1 protein-coding gene is annotated in these 948 nt (G+C 60.5%); it reads left to right on the top strand.

Annotation, left to right across the window (positions count from 1 at the left end):
* A partial coding sequence (gene rlmF, locus OC610_RS28060; protein ID WP_264432881.1) for a 23S rRNA (adenine(1618)-N(6))-methyltransferase RlmF occupies positions 1 to 827 on the top strand: 827 nt, incomplete at its 5' end.
* Between the last annotated feature and the right edge of the window lie 121 nt (positions 828 to 948).

Here is a 948-nt window from a genome sequence, read left to right as displayed (position 1 = left end):
ACTTCGCCAGCCCCGACGCGGTGCGAGTGTTCAACCGGGCATTGCTCAAAGCGTTCTATGGCATCCAGCACTGGGACATCCCGGCGGATTACCTCTGCCCTCCGGTTCCAGGCCGCGCCGATTACGTGCACTTTCTCGCTGACCTGCTGGCGAGCATGAACGACGGCAAGGTGCCGCGTGGTGCGATCGTCAATGTGCTGGACATCGGCATGGGCGCCAATTGCGTGTACCCGCTGATTGGCAACAGCGAATACCGTTGGCACTTCCTCGGCTCCGAGATCGACCCGACAGCGGTCGCCGCCGCCAGGGCCATCGTTCAATCCAACGACTTGAGCAAAGTCATCCAGCTGCGCCAGCAGGAAAACCGCAAGCACATCCTCATTGGCCTGCTGGAACCGGGCGAGCGCTTCGACCTGACCATGTGCAACCCGCCGTTCCACGCCTCGATGGAAGAAGCGACCAAGGGCAGCGAGCGCAAGTGGCGCGCCCTGGGCAAGGCTGACCCGAAACGCAAGCTGCCGGTGCTGAACTTTGGCGGGCAATCGGCAGAACTATGGTGTGAGGGCGGTGAAGCGCGTTTTGTGACGCAGCTGATTGCCGAAAGTGCGAACTTCCAACACAAAGTATTGTGGTTCAGCACGTTGGTATCGAAAGCCTCGAACCTGCCGGCCATCGAAACCGCGCTGAAAAAGGCTGGCGCGCTGGAGAGCCAGGTGGTGGAGATGTCGCAGGGGCAGAAGCAGAGCCGTTTTGTGGCGTGGACTTTCCAGACCAAGTCCGAGCAGCAAATATGGCGGCGTGAGCGCTGGGTTCGCAAGGAACAGTAAAGGCGCTGCCCCACTGTAGGAGCTGCCGAGCGAAGCGAGGCTGCGATCTTTCCCCTGACAGTTGAATCTCAAGGGAAAGATCAAAAGATCGCAGCCTCGCTTCGCTCGGCAGCTCCTACGG

It is taken from the genome of Pseudomonas agronomica, from assembly GCF_025917275.1.
Lineage (GTDB): Bacteria > Pseudomonadota > Gammaproteobacteria > Pseudomonadales > Pseudomonadaceae > Aquipseudomonas > Aquipseudomonas agronomica.
Note: the sequence above shows the minus strand (reverse complement) of the source record. Positions and strands in the feature narration are given on the sequence as shown.